This is a genomic window from Taibaiella koreensis (genome assembly GCF_003545715.1).
GTDB classification, from domain to species: Bacteria; Bacteroidota; Bacteroidia; order Chitinophagales; family Chitinophagaceae; genus Taibaiella; species Taibaiella koreensis.
In genome coordinates this window covers 781,364-799,458 of sequence record NZ_QVNU01000001.1, presented here as the reverse complement: position 1 = coordinate 799,458, position 18,095 = coordinate 781,364, and the positions used below count along the sequence as shown (strand labels likewise).

Here is an 18,095-nt window from a genome sequence, read left to right as displayed (position 1 = left end):
ACAGCCATTCTCAGTAAACAGACAACCAAAGCAGTGACCATTTACCTGTGAAGCTGCCATGGCCGAAAACCGACCGCATAAATCAGCCGGCCGGCCTTTGTTGTGCGCTAAAAGCAGTGGGTATTTGTAATTTAAAGATAACCAAACCAAACCTTCTATGAAAAGAGCTGTACTCCCGGCGGCTATTGCCGCACTGACGACTATCTTTTTCACCGGAATATCGTTTGCCCAGGGTATCATCGTTAATGAAATTTCACAAGGACCCGCAGGTGCCCAGGAATTCATTGAGCTGTTGGTGGTCGGCAGCACTACACAGGCTACAGGCACGGTAGATCTGCGGGATTGGATCATTGACGATAACAACGGTGACTTTCAGCTTGCGGGAGGCGTAGCACCCGGCATTGCCAACGGGCATTTCCGCTTTGCGCTTAACGATACCCTTGCTGCCGTACCTATCGGCGCCCTTATTGTGATCTATAATGTCGCCGATCCCAATCCCGCTTGGACCTTCAGGCAGCTGAACGGAAGCGGGCAGGACATTATGCATATCGAAAACGGCGGATATACTTATTATATGCCTGGCACCAGCACCCTTTTGCGGGCCTGCAGCGGTACGCCCAATGCTACTTCCACGAGCTATGCTTATACCGCAAACACTATTCCTCCCCTGGCCGCCAACTGGACCGGCCAGATAGGCCTGGCCAACAATGGCGATGCCATACAGACACGACGTCCGGACGGCACTTTTTTTCATGGCTTCGGCTTCAGTACTCCTGCAATTAGTAATCCTTTTACCGTATTTCCCAATTTTGCGGAGGTAGGCTTGCCTTCCTTCAATGGCTATACTGGCACTGCAGCCAATACAGTGGTCTACCTCGATTGCGGCAGCTACTACTACGGCAGCCGGTTCGCTAATGCGACGGCGGCCAACGAAACGCCCGGAGCCGCCAATACTACCGACAATACGACGCTCATCAACAGCATCCGCTCAGGCGTGTTCCAATACAGCTTATTGGGCACAGATGTATCTTGCCAGGCGCTGCCCGTAAGCCTGCTGTATTTCAACGGACATCTTGAAGAGGAAAAGGTACAGCTGCACTGGGCTACAGCATCGGAAACAAACAACCTGCAGTTTACGGTACAACGCAGCACCGACCAGAAAAGCTGGAACGACTTATGCTCCTTACCGGGCAACGGCTTCAGCCGGGAAAAGAAGACGTATCGCTATACTGATGCCACACCCATGCCCGGCACGTCTTTCTACCGGCTGGAACAAGAAGATCGCGACGGCGCCAAAACCTATTCGGCGGTGGTCGCCATTCAGAATAACAATGCAGACGATGCTTACCTGTACCCCAATCCCGTTACCGGCAGCAGGTGTAAGTTGTTTGTATCGGCCAGCCCTTTGAAGCTAGCCCTTTACGACATTACCGGCAAGGAAATAATCCTCAAGACAGCATTAACCGGCCCTGGCATTCTTGACCTTGACATCAGTTTTCTTCGTCCCGGCATGTACTATATGAAGCTATATTATAACAATAAGGTAGGTACCCTGCCCCTGGTCAGAAATTGAGCGCGTCTACCGTCAAGCCCGCTGTCAACATAAACAGCTGCCCGTTTTCCTGCGGGCAGCTGTGTCATTTTATTTATCGTTGCTACGAATAGCAACCGGCCAGGGAACCACCGGATCAACGGATGATAACGATCGTCATCAGCTCTTTTTCTCTTTGTTTCAGGCTCTGGTGGGCTTTCATCAGCGTCACGATCTTCTGCACGTCCTTCTCCTGCTGCATTTGTTTCATATTCTCATTCAGCAGGCGGCGCAGCAGCTTTAGCTCAAAATAAGCGAAGGTGCTCTCAATCTCCTCTTCGTAGATCTGTTCGCCGTGCAACACCTCGATACGGTGCTTTTCGTGCCAGTTAAGGCTAGGTACGTGATGGGTATGCAGCAGATCTGCAGCCTTTTGCCGGATATTGCGGTCGATATGGCTGGTAAAATATTTCTGATCGGGAAGCAGGTGATTCTGCGCCCAGTACTCATGGTATTCGGTGACCATTCTTTTGGCCAGGGTATTTTCGATGAGGTCAAGGTCTATGGTCTCAAAGAAAAGCTGGGCCACCGTACCGGCATCTTTAAACGGCTTATCCCCGTATTCGAGCAGTATACGCAGCAGCTGCCATTCTTCACGATGGTCTTTCTGCACTACGTCGATCACTATCGATTCGCCGGTTTCTTCATCTACGTAGGCAAAGGGTTCCTCCGAAGGTACATCCTGGGCCTGCTTCCGCTCCTGTTGCCGCTGTTCCTGCTGCAACCGTTCCCGTATAAATTTATTGACCAGGTTAATGAGGCCCTGCTCGTCGATCTGCAGCTGTGTGGCACTTTCCCGTATATAGTGCTGCTGCAGGGTGAAATCTTCTGTTTTGTTGATTTTGGAAATGGTTTCGGCGATCTCATTGACCAGCTGCGATTTCTTCATCGGGTCGTTGCCGGCCTCCGCCATACCCACTTCAAGCCGAAACCCGATTACATCTCTTTTATGCGCCGCCACATAATCTTTAAACGCTTCCGCACCCGACTGCTGCACAAAGCTATCGGGATCTTCCCCATCGGGAAGCAGCACCAGCTTTACATTGAAGCTTTCGGCCAGGGCCATATCCAGACCGCGCATAGCAGCCTTAATCCCTGCAGCATCACCATCATATAGGATCGTCAGGTTTTTAGTCAGATTGCTGATGAGCTTCAGCTGCCCTTCGGTAAGCGAAGTGCCGCTGGAGGCCACCACATTGGTAACTCCTGCCTGATGCAGCGAGATCACATCGGTATAGCCTTCCACCAGGAAACATTCGTCCTGCTTGCTGATGCTTTGCCGTGACTGGTAGAGACCGTACAGCACCTTGTTCTTGACGTACAGCTCATTTTCCGGCGAATTGACATATTTGGGCGCATGATCCGTCTTCTTAAGGATACGGGCGCCGAAACCGAGGATACGACCTGTGGCACTAAAAATGGGGAAAATCACCCGGCCCTTGTAATTATCGTATGGCCGGCCATCGCGGACCTTGATCAAGCCGGCTTTTTCCAGCAACTCCTGGCTATAACCTTTAGACAAAGCCTCGGTAACAAAGCCATCCCATTTATCCAGGCAATAACCCAGGCGGAACTGATCGATAATATCCTGCCGGAAGCCCCGCTCCCGGAAATAGCCGCCGCCGATCAGCTGTCCTTCCTCGTTGTGCGCCATGATGTCCTGGAAATACGTAGCCGCAAACTCGTTGATGATGCGCAGGCTTTCTTCTATCTGCTGATGGTGCTTGTATTCTTCCGGCGCTTCCGTCTCGTTGAGCTCGATCTGATAGTAATTGGCCAGCCAACGAATGGCTTCCACGAAGGAAAATTTTTCATATTCCTCTACGAAAGACACCACATCGCCGCCTTTGCCGCAGCCAAAGCATTTGTAAATACCCTTGGCCGGGTTAACATTGAAAGAAGGTGATTTTTCGTTGTGAAAAGGGCAGTTGGCAATATAATTGGTACCCCGCTTCCTTAATTTCAGGAACTGGCTGATCACGTCTACGATGTCACTCCGGTTAATGACTTGCTGTATGGATTCTGGTGCTATCATTTTCTTTCGCGAAGGTAGCTAAATCCCGGGCAGCGGAACACTGCCAATATTGCGGCCGTTTTTTGCTACGGCCATCTACCGGGAAGCGTAAACGCTTTGCCCGAAAACAAAAGGCTGGTTGCCGTCGTCAAGAAAATTTTCTTCCGCTGTCTAATTTCGGTATTTTTGATTGTTGGACTATATCAATATCCAGGAAAAATTAATGCTACAACAGATCGCCCGGTATTTTGCTTTTTTCTTTTTCTTCCTTCTGGCTTATGCGGAACAGGCCCAGGCCCAGATGATTCCGGTAAACCATCCCCGCAATCAGCAGAAACGATACGAGATCGACGCCAAAAGGATGGGAACCGATTTCAATAGTAACGACGCGCTTCCCCGTTCCCGCGAATTTATCCGTACCGATAGCAGCTATTACGTAGGTTGGATGTACGAGGGCATGTACAAAGTTAACCATGCTGCCGATTTTCTGGGCTATAAGAATGCAATACTTCCGCTAAAAAAAGCGTTGGATCAGCTGGAGCGCGATTATACACGCCAGCTGCGCGTGCGCAGCGCCGACCTGATGACCTATTATCCTGCCTACCGGTTCCAGATGGACTATTCCATTATTGCTTATAATCTTATGGATTGTTATAACAATGTGGAGCAACCCCAGGATGCGTTTAATGTGATCCGTAAGGCGCTCAGATGGAATTTTCAGAACGAGGGTTTTCTCCAGGCCTACAATTATCTGGCCTGGACCGTGCATCGCAACCGCTTCTACACCACAGCCAAATTTCCTTTCTTGAGAAACAGCATTGTCCTGAACGAGCAATTGGCCAACCGGTACCTGGACTCCGCCTTCCGCAAGATCAGGATCGATAAGCAGCTTAATGCAGCCTTCTTTCCCGGCTATGAAGATGCAGCCAGGCAAGGTGTTTACCATTATAAGGCGATCCTGTACAGCTATGCGCTGAATATAGATTCGGCAGCACGTTACTACAACCTGATGAAGGAAACGCCGATCTTCTCGCATAACAACTATGCCACCTTCCTGGCTATCTGCGGCAATTTCCGGCAGGCCGAAAAGGAATATGAGATCGCCAGCACGCAAGATGCAGGCGATAAGCGATTGCAGGAATGGGCCTATTACAGCTCGATCCTCAATATCTACAAGGCCAATCCCAAGAAGGGCATCCAGGATATGAAGGATATGATCAAAGCAGTAGGCTCCACGCCCGGCTTTGGCTGGTACAATATTGCCCTGGCGCGGTGCTGCGCCTACTATGGCGACATAGGGGAAAGTGAACGGTATATTAAGAAAGCCGAAGCGTTTAAAGAGGTGCACATTGGTACCACCCTGGGCCAGAGCCATTACGACTTCAGCATTAACCTGGTCAAGCTGATGAATAATATCGGCCGCCTGCAGCAGATCAAATTCGAGAACAGGGGATGGTGGTATACGCCTTCCGACGTGGCCGGCGTTGCCGAACAATCCGGTAGCAAATACCTGTTGCAATACCTCATCGTCAACCAGTTTGCCATGAACCCCGAACGCGACCTCGTTATCTACCGTCTGTTTTCGACCGAAAGCACGGTAACCTGGGACGAGATATGGTACCTGATGCGCGATTTCAGCACCAACTTCTTTACACAACGGTTTCAATCGGAGTTGAAAGACGACCAACGCAAGCTGATCAGAAAATATTTCAAGCTTTATATTGCCCGGCTGCAAATGAAAAAAGGCAATTACAAAGAAGCGCAGCAGGTGCTTTACGATATCCTGAACCATGAACGCACTGACCTCGAATATGAAAAGCTGTTTGTAGCCCGCACTTATGGGGCCCTGGCCGAATGTGCACAAAAGAGAAAGAACACCAGCGAGTACAACGAAAGCCTGTATTCTTTTTATACCAACTTCCCGCAATTGCTTCCTTATTCCGACCTGCAGCCCAACCTGCGGCTGCAGGTAATAGGTGCAGCAGATGCCAAGCTGGTCGACCGTCTTAAACGCTGCAATATCAATTGGGTCACCAGCGGTAAGGTGCTGGCCCCGGAAGTGACCCTGAGGTTCGGCAGCAGCGGCAATAAGAAAACGGTAACTTATTATGTGCTTGACCGTAATGGCAAAGAGATCGTATCGCGGGAAACCTATACGTATACCAAGTCTGAGGAGGCCGGCTTACTGTTGGCCTACCGGCTGTTCAACATAGACCGGAAAGGCTCCACGGAGAAAAAATAGTCTGACTAGCCCAGGATGGGGAACACCAGACTTGTTTTTCCCTTCCCGGTCCTTGATCCTGTTGAAGCCTCATTGCATCGTTGCCCTTTCGACAGGCTCAAAGACCGGCGGATGCTTTGTTTCCTATATTATGATAGCCAGTGAAAATAATATAGCCGGTGATGGTATTCATAGTATCTAACGCGCCCTGTCGTCGTTTTCTACCTTCTTCACTTTCTTACCGTCGCCATCAGAGAGCTGACCAAACTTCCAGGCGAAGGTAAGCATGAAAGAAGGCCGGGGGAAATCGAGATAGGTTGCCGCTACCGAATTGGGCCGCTCCTCCTTCACCTTAACCCTCAGGTTGGTTTCAAAAGGATTGGCGATATTGAGGGTAATGCTGGCATTCTTGTTCCAGAATTCTTTTTTTGCACCTACTATGTAATAGTGCCAGCCGTAGTTCCGTCCCTGGAACCAGATCCAACCGGTATTCCATCCGCCGGAAGCCTGCAGGCTGTAATCTTTAGGCAGCCGGTAGGTCGTATTGATATTGGTCCTGAAGATCCAACCTGAGTTTTGCCAGTCAGGACTTTTAAAATTGACATGTTCGAGGTTAACATCGCCGTTTACAGACCATTGCTTCGTAATATCGAGCGAAACCGATTCCGAGATACCATAGCGGGTCAGGTTGCCTATATTCACTTTCCGGGTCAGCCAGGCGCCATCAGTTAGGGGCGTAGCTACTTCTTCAATAGAATTGTTTAGTCTGCGGCCGTATAAAGTGGTACTGATATTGGCCCCGCTCTTCGTGGTCAGATTATAAGCAAGCTCTACAACATGATTCAGCTCCGGCTTCAGGCTAGGATTGCCTGTAAACTGGTTCTTGGGGTCGCTCGCATCAATAAAGGGGTTAAGCGACCATACCTGCGGCCTTAAGATGCGCTGCGTATAGCTGGCCTTGATCGTATGCATTCCGCCAAACTTCCTGGAAAGAATAATGCTGGGTATCCAATTGGTGTAGCGGGTATCAAAAGCGGTACTGCTGCTCTTGAAATCGCCTTTGACATAGGTGTATTCTATACGGCCGCCGCCTACCAGCATCCAATCCTTACCAAAGTTAAGTTTAAGCGAGGCATAAGCTGCGCCTACTTCCTGTGTATAATCAAAGATATTGGTCCTTGCGGGGTTGGGCAGTAGCTGTGTGGGATCGCCCCCTGCCTGGGAGCTCTCCACCCTGTAGTCGCTGCTGGCAGTCCTTACAATTCCTTTGGCGCCGATCTCCAGCACATGCTTCCCTATGGGATGCGTATAATCTGCCTGCAGCGTCCATTCCCCATTATGGCTTCTGTTGCTGTTGTTCTCCCTGTAGATAAGCTGTTCGGCCATATTATACTGATCGGTAGTATAAGGATAATTGTCGATCACATAGCTGTATTGCGCCAGCACGGCCAGCTCCTGGCCCGGCCGCTTCATCTTGCGGTTATAGCTCAGGTTGAATTCAAAATTGTAATAAGGATTTTTAAACTTTGTCGCCTGGTTGTACTCTTCCATAACCCGGCCAAGCGAATCTGTAAGACGTGCATAAACATTCCGGTTACTGGGCCATACCCCACCCCATATATTGGCCGAAAAACCCAGTGTATTCAAGGTGTCGGGTGTGTAGCTCAGGCTCAATTCGGCAAAACCTGTCGTATTGGTATTATCCTTGCTTTCCCGTTGGTACAAGGTATTCTGTAAACTGCCATCCTGAAGGACGGAACGCTCCCGCCCGGCCTCGCTCTTCTCCCGTTCGCGCTTAAGGTTGAAGGCAAGATTGGCTTCCAGCTTTTCGTTCCGTAACCCGAATGATCCGCCCAATGCCTGCTCGTAATTGCCACCGGTAAGGTTGACGTTGCCTGTGGCCCCCTTCAGGTTCTTCTTGGTAATAATATTGATCACACCTCCGGCCCCCTCGGCATCGAAGCGCGCCGTTGGTGTGGTCATGATCTCAATAGACTTGATCGTATTGGCGGGGATCATTTTGAGGGCATCGGCAAGATTGCGGGCCATAATGCTCGAAGGCTTGCCATTGATCAGCACCTTAATATTGGCACTCCCCCTCAGCTCAACCTTTCCTTCCGGATCGACCGAAACACCAGGCACTTTTCGCAACACATCGGAAGCGGCGCCACCCGAATTGGTGATATCATTCTCGGCATTGTAGACCATACGATCTCCTTTATCCTGTATCAATGCCTTTGTAGCCGTGATGGTCACCGCCTGGAGGCTTTGCTTTTCCGGTTTCATTACAATATGGCCCAGGTTGTGCACCGTATCGGTACTCAGCTGCAGCGATTTCAGGATCAATGTTTCATAACCCAGGAATGTGGCCTCAAGGCTATAGTTCCCGGCCGATAGCTCCCGGAGACGAAAATGCCCTTCTCCATCGGCTATCTCGGCAGCGACTTGCTTATGGGCGGTATCGTATAGTGTAACCGTAGCAAAGCCAACGGCTTCGCGATTGCTGCTATCGGTCAGTATGCCCTCAAGTGTATACTTGCCGCCAGGAAATGGCGTCTGGGCATTCAGCCGTGCAAAAGCGCCGTGCAGCAATATCAGGATCAGACCAAGCAGGGATACAGGCGCCTGTCGCTTCAGGTATTTTATTACAGATGAAATAAGGGTACAAGTTTCCATTGTTCGTTTGTATGGGTTGATAGATCGGCGCTTTGCAGCAGCCATATGCCGGGGCATATCGATGTGCATCGGGTTTAAGGGGCAACAGGTACATAAATGGGAACAGGTACGAAGGGGGATACGGCAATGCCGTATTCATACTGTTCAATAAGAACGTTCGTAATCAGTAATCGTTCTTACGAATACAACAGGTTTTTTTGCGTTACCGTCAAGGGTTTTAAAAAACACTATTGCTATATGGTCTATACTTACGATCCGGGCGAAGATCGATGCCAGGCAGCACGGTGATCATCTGTTTGTTTTATTGCACAAAGATAACCCTTGCAGAAGGTAATACCCTCTGTAAAACAAGCAATACCTAACCCTTCATTCAATAATTAGCAAGAAGAAGCCTTGCATTCTTCGCTCACACCAGGGTTGGTAGCCAGTAGTACTTTATAGCCGCCGTCTTCCCAGCTGATCAGCATCATACCACCTCCGTCCTTGGTTTGCCGGGAGCCGATATAGGTATGCATCTCGTCAAGCGCCACCTGCCTGATGTCCTGCGTAACGCTGGGCAGCTCGCCGGCATTCAGACCAAAGGCCTTGATCCAGTTGAGCACCGTGGCATTACTGATACCAAGCGCTTTGGCTATATGGTTCAACCCCAGTCCCTGAAGATACATCAGCAGGGCCAGCCGCTTCAGTTTGGGCGTGATGCCGGCTTTGAAGGACACGGTATAGAAAAAAGAACAGGATTTGCATTTGTACCGCTGGCGCTTATTGACGATACCTGCTTTTATTTTTTTATCTGAATGACATTTTGGGCATTCCATGACGGTGATGAAGGCCTGTAACTCAGTTCAAAGAAATGAATTACCTGCAGGTTATTGTTTATTGGTCTATACACCGGCGCTTACGCAAGCGCAAACGCCGGTCTGCTTATTGTTGGTCGTTATTGCTATTCCGGTTCCGTTGTCGCATTCCGGCTTTCTTCGCGGGCTTCCTGCAAGGCCTTTTGACTTTCTTCACGCGCCTCCTTCATGGCCTTGGCCGTTTCTTCACGCGCCTCCTTCATGGCTTTTCCGGTTTCTTCACGTGCTTCCATAAGTGCCTTACGGGTTTCTATTCCCGCTTCTTTCAGCGCTTCACGGACTTCATTCCGTTTTGCCTCGCTCATTTCCGCTTTGGCCTCCTTCATGGCTTTCGCCACTTCGGCTCTTGCCTCGGCAAAGGCCGCTTGCATTTCTTTGCGGTCTGCGTCCTTTACAGAAGCACCGGCTTTTTTCATTGCCATATCCACGCTCTTCTGTATCACGTCCCAATCCACCTGCTGCATGGCTTTATCCACGTTCTGCTGAATCTCTGCCCAGTCGATAGACCTGGTCGCCTGATTGACGCTTTCTTCTGTTTTCCGTTGAATATCGTCCCAATCGATGGCGGCAACCTTGTCCATGGCCTGGCTCACCGATTTGTCTACCATATCCCAATCGACCGCGTTCACGGCATTTTCGGCCAGGGCCATGGCGCCGGGAATGGCGTTAAATCCTTCGGCCAGGTCGGTGCTGTCGCCGGCATGGTAAGTATTGACTTTCCCATCCTCGTCTACAACGGTTATTTTGCCTTTTGAGTATACTTTGGTTACTGATTTTTTCCGGTTCTTTTCTGTTTGATTCTGACCGAAGGCCGTAGCGAAGCAGGCCATAGCCGCCAACAGTACGACAACGGTAACTGTGGCCAATATTCTCTGTGATTTTCCTTTATGTTGTTTCATTGTAGTCATTCTTTTAATGCGGTTCAATAATGTGTTTTTGTTGTTACCGCCCGCCTGCATCACCGCGGTGTAGCGGGCAAGGCGGTATTCTTCCAAGGCCAGCAGGGCCCTGGCATAAGGCAGTGACTTCTGCGTGCTTTTCAGCACATAATCGTCACAGCAATGCTCGCGCTCTTCCCGGATGACGGCGCTAAGCCACCAGGTTACCGGGTTGAAGAAGAGCAGTGTTTCCATCACCATTTGCAGGATGTTCCAGAGATAGTCGTGCCGGCGGATATGGGCCAGCTCGTGCAGGAGTATGGCATCAAGCTGCTGGGTGTCCAGCCGGGTCATCAACGACAAGGGCAGGAGTACGATGGGTTTCAAATGTCCCAGCATGAGCGGTACCTGCACCTGCTGCGATAAACCCAGGGAGACTTCCCGGCGGATACCGGTCTGCTCCTTCAATTCAATAAACCGTTCCTGCAGCAGGCTTTCGGGTAGCATCACCTGGCGACGCAGGTAACGGACCTGTAGCAGCTCGCGGATCAACCTGAAGCTTAGTAACAGCAAGCCTGCAGCATAAAGCAGGGCCAATACCGGTGTATACCGGCGAAACAGGGTTACATAGCTGATCAGCAAACTATCCTGCCAGGATACTGCCGTTACTGTAGCCGGCGGTTCGGGCGTATGATAGATCTGCATCGACAGCTCCTGCAAAGCGCTGGACAACCGCCACTCGGAAACAAAATCATAAAGGAAAAGGCCAAACAGCAGCAGCATAGCGCCATAAGTGAGCCGGTAGCGCAGCACCGCACGGCGTTCCGAAACCATTGCCAAGGCTGGCTTCAGCAGGCAAAACAACAGGATGCCCTGCCAAATCGAATGCAACACTGCAAGGCCAAGCGCCTGCATTAATGGCTGCTGAAATCCGGCAATTCCATTCATGATCTATTGGTTTGAGGATAATGAAATTCAAGATTCGGATCTATACCGGCTATTCCAGCGTTTTCAGGTATTCTCTGATCGCGTCAAGCTCATCCGGCGTAGATTTGTGATGTCCCAAAGCCTGCATCACGAGTTGGGAAGCTGAGCCACTGAATACATTATCGATCATACGCTGCAGCATTTGACCCTGAGCTTCTTCACGCTCGATCGTCGCCTTGTACACATGCGACTTTCCGGATGCTTCACGTTCAAGCAATCCTTTTTCGTACATGATCTGCATCAGTTTTAATGTAGTCGTGTAGCCCGATTGTTTCTGAGTTTCCAGAACTTCGTGCACGTCCCTTACGGTAGCCTGCCCCTTATCCCAGATCACATTGAGGATCTCCAACTCGCTTTCTGTAGGCTTAATGTTTTTCATCACTTTCTTTATTACGAATATATTCGTAGCAAATGTACGACACTTTTCGTAATGGCAAAATTTTTCTTCTTTTTTTTGAAATTTTTTTTGCTCAAATATTTACAAATTATTGAGGATAAATTAATTGAGAAATAAAAACGGTATCGTGCGGCTACTAAAAAGCCTGGCAACGGGGCCAGGCTTCATAAACGAATTGCTGTCGCTCGAATGATTATTCTTCCTTTGGACTGCCACTTTCTTCCCACTCAATATTGGCATGCTCGCTCGTATTCTTGACAATGCCGTAGATCGACTTTGCATGTCCGTATATCTTGCTGTTGTATTTATTGCCCAGCACAATGATGGTGAAATTATCCTTTACAAAGCGGTAGAAAACCGTATTGTTACCATGCCACCAGCCATTGTGATAAATGATCTTATAGCCATCGGGGAAATTGAGCATACGCCAGCCATAGCCGTAGTTCTTAATACCGGCCCGTTCGTTGGAGTAGCCCGTATAAGCCATCCTCAATGTTTTTTCATTCAGCAGGGTATGGTTGTAGAAAGATTGGTCCCAGCGGTACATATCTTCGACCGTGCTGTAGATGCCCTTGTCGCCATAAACGCCATCTTCATTGGTTTCCTTATAGACCGACCAGTTGTATTGATAGCTTTGGGTAATGATATCGTTGTAGCGGCTGCGTTCTGAAGGATCATAGACGAAAGTGTGTTTCATCCCAAGCGGCTCGAAAATAAACTCTTTCATGAACTGCTTATAAGGCATTTTGGCCACTTCCTCGATCAATCTCGCCAGCATAGCAAAATTGGTATTGCTGTATTCGAAGCGTGTATTGGGTTTTGAATTCAGGTGGGGTTGGTACCGGGCAAAGATCTGCAACAGGTCTTCGTTATACATGGGCGCATCACTCTTCCAATAGCGGTTGCCCATTTTGGTATAGTCGGGCAGACCACTACGCTGGCTCAGCATCATGGCCACGGTTATATCGGGGTATGGAAAATCCTTCAGGTATTTTTGTACGGGCTGATTGATGTCGAGATACTTGTTCTGGTACAGCCAGAGAATGGCAGTAGCAGTGAACGGCTTGGAGGTGGAAGCCAACTGGCTGGGATTCTGCGCGCACAGTTGTGTACCTGTTGCCCGGTTGCAGAAGCCTAAATAACGTTCGTAGAGTATCTTGCCCTTGTAGCCTACCAGCACACTACCGTTGAAGCCGGCGCCTACTTCCCTGCGATAGAAAGAATCCAGGCGACGGATCAGCATCTGTCCTTCTTCGGAGCTCGTATCTGCAAAACCCAGCTTTACAGTCGAGTAGCCATTGTCCGGCGGACTCAGCGCGGGGCTGGCCTGCGCGTTCTGCTCAGAAACGGTCTGGCAAGCGACAAAGAAGAAGCAAAAAGAAAAAAGAAAAAAGGGCACCCTGAAAAAAGCTCTGATCATGATAAGCAAAAAATAACCCGTAAATGTAACGCCGAAGTAACAAAGTTACAAGCTAGTGTCCTGGCGATATCCCGTTTAACTCATTTTTGACATATGCGGAAATATCATCCATAAAATCGAAGTAGTGTTGGTTGAGCTCGTAATAGTGGCCGACAAATGTCTCATAGGCCTTATCGCTGCTTTCGATATACTGTGCCCTATGGGCAACACCTCTGAATGATTTTTGCATACCCTTTAAGGTACGGTAATTGTACAGCCAGTTATCGCTCACCATATAAGGCAGCATACGCCGAAAACCTTCGGGCAGCAGCTCCTGGTATTGTTGTAAGGTGGTATAAACCTCTTGGGCAAAATCGGAAAGGTCCTGCTCACGGGGAAAATAATGCGGGTCGTTGGCCAGGAAGTGATCGTAAAGGCTATCAACAAAAGCGCCGGCATATAAGCGATAATCGGCCCGGAAAAGATTTTTCGCCTTAAGCGTAGCTGGATGCGCATCGGCAAAGGCATCGATCTTGCGGTGCAGCAACAGACCCTGCCGCATATCTTCGGGAAAGCCTTCCAGCGCTTTCATGCCTTTTACGAAGTCGCCGATCATATTGCCCGCCAGGATGCCGGGATGCTTGAAGGATAAAAGCGCGTGTCCGAGGTAATTCAAGATAATTTTCGTTTAGAAGCGACATCAGAACTTGTCGGCAGCGCCCTTGTTCTGTGTCAGGTAATTGTAATCTTTAAGAAGGGTCTGCAAAAATGCCACAGGTTCGCCGTTCATCTTGATCTGCAGTACCTCTTCTATGCGGTAGGCCACACGGTAGATATAGTTCTCCGACTCTTTGCTCATCTTGCCTGTGAGCAGGTTGCGGATACCGTTGATATCGCGATCGGTGAGCTTGAGCACCTGCGGGTAAAGCGGCTGATATCCCTCCTGCGCTACTTCTACATAGATCGTTTCGGCAATATCCATATGGTAACGGGTATCAACAACTACCGTTCCGGCAGCAAGATCACCGAGGCGCTGCGACTTGGCCGATACCGCTATGCTGATGATATCGGGTAGCGCCGCAATGCCCAGCACAATGGCGATCAATAGTAAATAAGAAGGCGAGTAGGCCCAGATAACCAGGATCAGGAAATAATTGGGCAGGCACAGGATCCAGCGCAGCAAAAGCTGGGACAGCGTTGCAGAGGCGCCTTCCCGGTTCATGACTTTGATGCCCAGGAACCATTTGCCCGGACTCCTGCCATTCATAAATACTTCAAACAGGAGATGGTACAGCATCACCGGTATCGATACCGTAAACAGCACCAGCACCGACTGCACGTTGTCGCGCGCCTGCTCCCGCCAGGAGAAGTCTGCTACAAGGTTCTTATAAATAAAGAACAGCATGATATAACAATAAATAAAGATCACCAGCAGGTCGATCAGCCAGGCGAACATACGCTTGTGAAAGGCTGCCAGGGAAAATTCCAGGTCGATATTAAAAGGCGTCGTAACCGTAAATAAAGCCATATAGCTGCTTATTGATAAGATGGCCGCACGCCGGAGCGTACGGCCATCTTCAATGATCCGTTATCGTGTGCATTTTACCTGCGCATCCATTACCGCCATAGCGACCATGCTGCATATCTGCCGTACGCTGCTGCCCAGTTGCAGGATGTGCACCGGTTTTTTGAGACCAAGCAACACAGGCCCGATCACCTCGAAGCCACCCACTTCCATCAGCAAGTTATAGGCAATATTACCGGCCGAGAGATTGGGAAAGATCAGGGTATTGACCTCGCCTTCTATCAGGGGAGAAAAGGGATAGCTATCCTGAAGCACTTCCTTGTTGAAGGCCATAGATGCCTGTATTTCGCCATCCACTATCAGGCCGGGATCTGCCTGCTTGACCAGTTGCAGCGCCTCGCGCACCATGATCGCCTCAGGTGTGCGGCTGCTGCCGAAGTTGGAATAGGACAGCATGGCCACACGCGGCTCGATGTTAAATTGTCTTACCTCTTTAGCAGTAAGCATAGTAATATCAGCCAGCTCTTCGGCAGTAGGATTCAGGTTGACGGTGGTATCAGCCAGGAACAACGGGCCTTGAGGCCGAAGGACGATGTACATACCGGCCACTTTCTTCACCCCTTCTTCCATTCCGATAATTTCCAGCGCAGGCCTTATTGTATCGGGATAGTTGCGGGTAAGACCGCTGATGAGCGCGTCGGCCTCACCGGTTTCCACCATCATGCAGCCAAAGTAATTCCGCTCGCGCATGATCTTCCTGGCTTCATAGATATTGAAGCCCCTGCGCTGCCGCTTTTCGAAAAAGAGCTCGCCGAAATGGTTGCGTTTGTCGATCATTTCGTCGCTGCGGGGATCGATCACCGGCACGCCCTTCAGATCGATATTGTTTTCCAGCAATAGCTGCGCTATCTTTTTTTCATTGCCCAGCAATATCGGTATGGCTATACCCTCGTCCTTTACGATCTGCGCGGCTTTGAGCACCTTAACGTTATCGGCCTCGGCAAATACCACGCGGCGCGGGTCTTTACGGGCCTTATTGTTGAGCACGCGTATAATGTAGTTGTCCAGCCCCAGGCGTGCAGCCAGCTCATGCTCGTACTTTTCCCAATCTTCTATGGGCTGCCGGGCCACGCCGCTTTCAATAGCCGCCCGGGCTACGGCAGGCGCCACCCTTGTCAGCAACCTGGGATCCAGCGGTTTGGGGATAATGTATTGCGGACCGAAGGAAAGATTCTTTTCGCCATAGGCCATGGTCACCATATCGGGTACCGGCTCACGGGTAAGCGCAGCGAGGGCGTGTACCGCTGCAAGCTTCATTTCTTCATTGATCTGCCGGGAACGCACATCGAGCGCGCCACGGAAGATGAAGGGGAAGCCCAGCACATTATTCACCTGGTTGGGATAATCGCTGCGGCCGGTAGCCATGATCACGTCGGGCCTTGCGCTCACGGCGTCTTCCCAGGTGATCTCCGGGTCGGGATTAGCCATCGCAAACACCAAAGGTTGTGTAGCCATGGAGCGCACCATATCCTGCGTGAGTACGCCTGCCTTGCTAAGGCCGATAAAGACATCGGCGCCTCGCATCGCATCCTCAAGCGTATCGACCGGTGTGTCGCGTACAAATTCCAGCTTCATGGCGTCCAGGCCTGTGCGTCTGGTATTGAGCACGCCCTTGCTGTCCAGCATGAGTATGTTCTCCTGACGTGCACCCAGGGCAACATAAAGCTTGGCGCAGGCGATAGCGGCCGCTCCGGCGCCGTTCACGACAAAGGTTACGTCTTCGATCTTTTTGTTCACCAGCTCCAGAGCGTTGAGCAGGGCTGCTGCCGAGATGATCGCGGTACCATGCTGGTCGTCGTGCATCACCGGTATATTCAGCTCCGCTTTAAGGCGGCGCTCGATCTCAAAGCATTCAGGCGCTTTGATATCTTCCAGGTTAATACCGCCGAATGTAGGTTCCAGCGCCTTTACCACCTGTATGAATTCGTCGACACCCTTTGCGTTAAGCTCAATATCGAACACATCGATATCGGCAAATATTTTGAATAGCACTCCTTTGCCTTCCATCACCGGCTTACCCGCTTCAGGGCCTATATCGCCAAGTCCCAACACGGCTGTACCATTGCTGATCACGGCTACCAGGTTGCCTTTGGCGGTATATTTATAAACGTCTTCAGGATTGTCTTTAATAGCGAGGCAAGGTTCTGCCACACCGGGGGAATAAGCTAAGGATAGATCTCTCTGGGTTTTGGTGTTCTTAGTGGGAACGACTTTTATTTTTCCGGGACGTCCCTGACTATGGTAATCCAGCGCGTCCTGCGGGTTAATTTTGCGATTGTTCATAAGAAGCAAATTTAGCCATTTCGGCCACATTTCCATGATGATAGTCAGTCCTTTCCAATGATCAATCCAACCATTCGGCAATGATAGGCGAAGGTGTAGCTCCGGAGCGATATAGCAGGTGTATTTTTCAAAACAAAAATTAGCATTACCGTTTACATTTCACAAACAACAATTTACAAGATTGAATTTCAATAACCTGTTTATTTCCGGGCTACATAAGTGGCCTTAAAATTCGGTCAATATTTTTTTATTCAGGAAAAATGACTTTAACTTCGGTAACGTTTTAGTAAAGTTTGATAAAAGGCAATATTATTGGTATTGCTCAACCCTATATCCCGCCGGCAAGGGAGGCGCCACCTGAACCGGCCCGTAGATTTTTGCTTAACGTCCAAACCAACACAAAATGAAAAAAGAACAAGGCCTCGCTAAACCGTTCTTTGCCGGATTTCTTGAAAACCAGCTAAAGAAACCATCCGAAACCGCCGTTCAGGGCGGGCAGACGCTTAAATTCCCATCCGACCTGGAAGAAGCGCAGACGAATAAATACCCGAGCGACCAGGAAGATGATGTTACCAAACCCGCTGCGGATATCCGTCATACGGACAAGTATCCCTCGGACGGTGACGAAGACGGCATCTAAAAAAACAAGCTTTACACAACCCAGCGTTTCTCCTTTTTCTCATCTGTTCAAAACCAAACCAAGACCAATGAAAAAGAAAACAGCAGGTTTACACCAGCCCTTTTTTGCTTCTTTCCTCGAAAGCCAGGCACAGCAAGCAATACAAGGAGGGGACGACCCCTCGCCTACCAATGCGCTGGCAGACCAGCCGCAAACGATGAAATACCCTTCGGACCAGGAAGACAATCCCAGTCCTACAAGCGTGATCAAGGATAGTGTACAAACGATGAAAGCGCCGTCTGATAACGACGAGTGGCGCTGAGCATTTTTTTAACCAAATACCAAAACAACCATTATGAAAAAGAGCACCGGCCTGCTAAGGCCTTTCTTTGCCGGCTTCCTTGAAAACCAGGCGCAGCAATCCATACAGGGTGGTGGCGATCCATCTACTACCAATGTGATCCCCGACCAGGCCCAAACGCAGAAGTATCCTTCCGATCAGGAAGACAATCCTACGGACAAGGAGAAAGACGACGATTATTCCAAGAAATTCCCCTCCGATTGGGAGGACGCCTGATCAAAGGCAAATGA

Annotated in this window: 14 protein-coding genes and 1 pseudogene; 5 read left to right on the top strand and 10 right to left on the bottom strand. The window is 49.9% G+C overall.

Annotated elements, in window-relative coordinates; genetic code table 11:
* Positions 1–157 precede the first annotated feature (157 nt).
* Positions 158–1,573 carry a T9SS type A sorting domain-containing protein gene (locus tag DZK30_RS03575; protein WP_118972694.1) on the top strand — a complete coding sequence of 472 codons (1,416 nt, stop codon included), beginning with the start codon at positions 158–160 and terminating at the stop codon, positions 1,571–1,573.
* Between the two features lie 115 nt (positions 1,574–1,688).
* Here the strand turns inward: DZK30_RS03575 and dnaG are convergent, their stop codons facing one another.
* Positions 1,689–3,626, bottom strand: coding sequence for a DNA primase (gene dnaG, locus DZK30_RS03570; protein ID WP_118972693.1), 1,938 nt, complete (start codon positions 3,624–3,626; stop codon positions 1,689–1,691).
* Positions 3,627–3,828: 202 nt separating this feature from the next.
* Between dnaG and DZK30_RS03565 the strand changes: the two genes are divergently transcribed.
* A complete protein-coding gene (locus DZK30_RS03565) occupies positions 3,829–5,847 on the top strand; it encodes a hypothetical protein (RefSeq protein ID WP_162902814.1) in 2,019 nt (672 codons plus the stop codon).
* Between the two features lie 177 nt (positions 5,848–6,024).
* On the opposite strand, the gene DZK30_RS03560 is transcribed toward DZK30_RS03565, so the two are convergent.
* The 9 genes and pseudogenes from DZK30_RS03560 to DZK30_RS03525 all read right to left on the bottom strand — a co-directional run bounded on the left by DZK30_RS03560 (position 6,025) and on the right by DZK30_RS03525 (position 16,885).
* Positions 6,025–8,502, bottom strand: a complete 2,478-nt coding sequence (locus DZK30_RS03560; protein ID WP_162902813.1) for a TonB-dependent receptor — start codon at positions 8,500–8,502, stop codon at positions 6,025–6,027.
* 377 nt (positions 8,503–8,879) lie between these two features.
* Complete coding sequence (locus tag DZK30_RS03555; protein WP_162902812.1) at positions 8,880–9,218, bottom strand: helix-turn-helix domain-containing protein; 339 nt, start codon at positions 9,216–9,218, stop codon at positions 8,880–8,882.
* A 24-nt stretch (positions 9,219–9,242) separates the two neighbouring features.
* Positions 9,243–9,317: pseudogene (locus DZK30_RS26675) on the bottom strand (transposase-like zinc-binding domain-containing protein); the annotation flags it as partial.
* A 125-nt stretch (positions 9,318–9,442) separates the two neighbouring features.
* Positions 9,443–11,182 carry a M56 family metallopeptidase gene (locus DZK30_RS03550; protein ID WP_118972689.1) on the bottom strand — a complete coding sequence of 580 codons (1,740 nt, stop codon included), beginning with the start codon at positions 11,180–11,182 and terminating at the stop codon, positions 9,443–9,445.
* Between the two features lie 49 nt (positions 11,183–11,231).
* A complete protein-coding gene (locus DZK30_RS03545) occupies positions 11,232–11,600 on the bottom strand; it encodes a BlaI/MecI/CopY family transcriptional regulator (RefSeq protein WP_118972688.1) in 369 nt (122 codons plus the stop codon).
* Between the two features lie 211 nt (positions 11,601–11,811).
* Positions 11,812–13,038 carry a serine hydrolase domain-containing protein gene (locus tag DZK30_RS03540; RefSeq protein WP_118972687.1) on the bottom strand — a complete coding sequence of 409 codons (1,227 nt, stop codon included), beginning with the start codon at positions 13,036–13,038 and terminating at the stop codon, positions 11,812–11,814.
* A 52-nt stretch (positions 13,039–13,090) separates the two neighbouring features.
* Entirely contained in the window at positions 13,091–13,693 is a 603-nt protein-coding gene (locus DZK30_RS03535) for an acyl carrier protein phosphodiesterase (protein ID WP_118972686.1), read from the bottom strand.
* A gap of 24 nt (positions 13,694–13,717) precedes the next feature.
* Positions 13,718–14,545: an RDD family protein gene (locus DZK30_RS03530; RefSeq protein ID WP_118972685.1), complete on the bottom strand. Its 828-nt coding sequence runs from the start codon at positions 14,543–14,545 to the stop codon at positions 13,718–13,720.
* Positions 14,546–14,605: 60 nt separating this feature from the next.
* Complete coding sequence (locus tag DZK30_RS03525) at positions 14,606–16,885, bottom strand: NADP-dependent malic enzyme (RefSeq protein WP_118972684.1); 2,280 nt, start codon at positions 16,883–16,885, stop codon at positions 14,606–14,608.
* Between the two features lie 403 nt (positions 16,886–17,288).
* Here DZK30_RS03525 and DZK30_RS03520 point away from each other — a divergent pair, with 403 nt between their 5' ends.
* From DZK30_RS03520 to DZK30_RS03510, 3 genes are all read left to right on the top strand, one after another.
* A complete protein-coding gene (locus DZK30_RS03520; RefSeq protein WP_118972683.1) occupies positions 17,289–17,525 on the top strand; it encodes a microviridin/marinostatin family tricyclic proteinase inhibitor in 237 nt (78 codons plus the stop codon).
* Positions 17,526–17,592: 67 nt separating this feature from the next.
* Positions 17,593–17,826 carry a microviridin/marinostatin family tricyclic proteinase inhibitor gene (locus DZK30_RS03515; protein WP_118972682.1) on the top strand — a complete coding sequence of 78 codons (234 nt, stop codon included), beginning with the start codon at positions 17,593–17,595 and terminating at the stop codon, positions 17,824–17,826.
* A gap of 33 nt (positions 17,827–17,859) precedes the next feature.
* Complete coding sequence (locus DZK30_RS03510) at positions 17,860–18,081, top strand: microviridin/marinostatin family tricyclic proteinase inhibitor (protein ID WP_118972681.1); 222 nt, start codon at positions 17,860–17,862, stop codon at positions 18,079–18,081.
* Positions 18,082–18,095 lie beyond the last annotated feature (14 nt).